Source organism: Neisseria sp. P0022.S010 (assembly GCF_051956635.1).
This window is the reverse complement of record NZ_JBQCXF010000468.1, coordinates 1-2,312: the sequence shown is the minus strand read 5'-3', so window position 1 is coordinate 2,312 and position 2,312 is coordinate 1. Positions and strand designations below refer to the sequence as shown.

Below are 2,312 nucleotides of genomic sequence, written 5' to 3'. Positions count from 1 at the left end.
TTCTTATTCGTTGCCACTACTTGAGGACAACGTGTATCGTGGTGATACATTACCTGGCAATGCAGGCATTGGATACATTCGTTCGGATGAATATCGCCTTCTGGTGCAATGGCCTGAACCGGACATTCATGTGTACAAATCTGACAAGGGTTGCCACACATTTTATAGCGGCGCAGCCAGTCAAACACACGGAAGCGACCCGGCAATGCGATACCCGCACCCAAAGGACACAGATAACGACAGAAGAAACGTTCGATAAACAAACCGGCAATCAGCAAAGCTGCAGCAAACAATACAAACCACCATTCGCGCATAAACTTCAGAATAATTGCGGTTTTGAAAGGTTCAACTTCTGCAAATTTTTCAGCAGTACCCAAATCGTACAGGGAAATAGCCAGCAAACCGAAGAAGATAACGTATTTAATGGCTGTCAGGCGCGTATGCAACAAATGTGGCACAGTAATTTGTTTTACGCCCAGTTTTTTAGCAACACGATTGGTCAACTCCTGCAATGAACCGAAAGGACACAGCCAGCCGCAGAACGTACCCCTGTTCCACAACAGCATGGTCGCCGCTGTAAAGAGCCACAGAATGAACACCAGCGGATCCATCAGGAAAAATTCCCAGTGGAACTCAGTCAAAATTGCGGAGAACAAGGTCAGCGTATTGACAACCGATAATTGTGCTTGCGCATACCAACCAATATAAACCAAGGTAAATGTCAAGAAGCATAGGCGGAAACGGTCATACCATTTTTCGTAACGTACAATCCAGTCTTGGAATAGGAATACCAACAGGAGAATTGTCAAAGCAATACCGACAACAATAATTTGACCTTGTTTAGCTTTCCAAACCTGTTTCCAAAGTTGGTTGGAAACACCATCATCACCGGCAGTCGCATCTTCGGCAATACCCGTACTTTCAGGAGCTGAAGCTACAGCCACAACTTGCTCAACCGGCGCACTGATTTCAACAGGTGGTGCTTTTGGATCATCGACATAGTAGCCTTTTGGCAATTCGTAATCCAAATCTGCAGTTACGAAAGCTTTATCGTTAACGCTCAACACACGTTGAATCATCAGTTGTAAACGCCATGGCTCGGCAGCATCAAATTCCACACCTTCAGGGATGGTAAACCAAGAAACCTCTTTAAATGCAGGCGCACCTTCCGCTGCCAAAGCAACCACACGCTCATGTTGTGCATCGGTAAAACGGAAGCTGGTATCGCCCTGAATCATTTCGATACGGTCAAAGATACCGCCACGCACATAGCCTGAGCCCTTCCAAGAGTATCGGCCTTCACCGGCAACCATAATTGCCTGTTGACCTGGTTGCAAACGTTTTTGCAGATTATTCCAACCTGCCTCACCTAAAAGGCTTTTACCGATAGAAGGTTGGCTAACCAAAGCGACATATAAATCAACGAATGTATCGTTACCATCGCCCTGCTCTGCATGCTCAGCAACACCGGCTTTACCGCTTTTTTCAAACAGTTTGTTGATATCGTCAACAGAAATATGCAGATGACCAACAGCTTTTTGTTCTAACAGTGCATTCCAAGACTGAATATCTTGTTTATCAGGATTCACAGCACGACGGGGACGGGTTTGAACCGCAGGCTCATTTGCAGCCCGCTCACCAGAAGCGGCAGCAGCACCGGCTTGAGTCGCTTTATCAGTACCCAAATGATATTGATGAATAACCGATTTGACAGAACGCTGAATACTGTCGTTAATCACCATCAACGTTACAGTCGCACCACTGATGATATCCGCGGGAGCCACGCCAGGCTGCGGAGGATTTTTAATAAAATTTAAGCCAATATATTTATCAATGAATTTATCGACTCGGGATTGCGGAATACCGATCAGCATAATTGGTTCATGGTGCTCAACCAATTTTGCTCCCGCAATAGTGCCATCATTGGCCAATGCGATCATCGTATCAATCGGCTTACTCGAATAACCACGCGTATTGACCACATCAGTCGTGATATAAACCAAGCCAAGCTGCTCTTCGCCTTTATATACACGAGCAACCAAAGGCTTACCTTCAGGTTTGCCGTAGCGATCAGCACCAGGGAAAATTTCAGAAGGCTGAATTTTTGCCAAGAAATCAGGCAAGCGCTCCGCGTAAGCAGGCAGGCTTACTATCATCATAGAAAATACAGCAAACAGTACAAGGATTCGTTTCCAAATGCCACTTAAGCACTTCATTTCAAGACAGGACATGGCTATTCCCGATATATCGATACTCTAGACACTTATATTATATGAATCATCCATCGGCAATAATTTGATTAAAATCAAATT

At 45.1% G+C, this 2,312-nt stretch carries 1 protein-coding gene; it reads right to left on the bottom strand.

The window, feature by feature from the left end; genetic code table 11:
- On the bottom strand, positions 1-2,231 hold a 2,231-nt coding region (locus ACTHUT_RS18220; protein WP_440419313.1), incomplete at its 3' end, for a 4Fe-4S binding protein.
- Between the last annotated feature and the right edge of the window lie 81 nt (positions 2,232-2,312).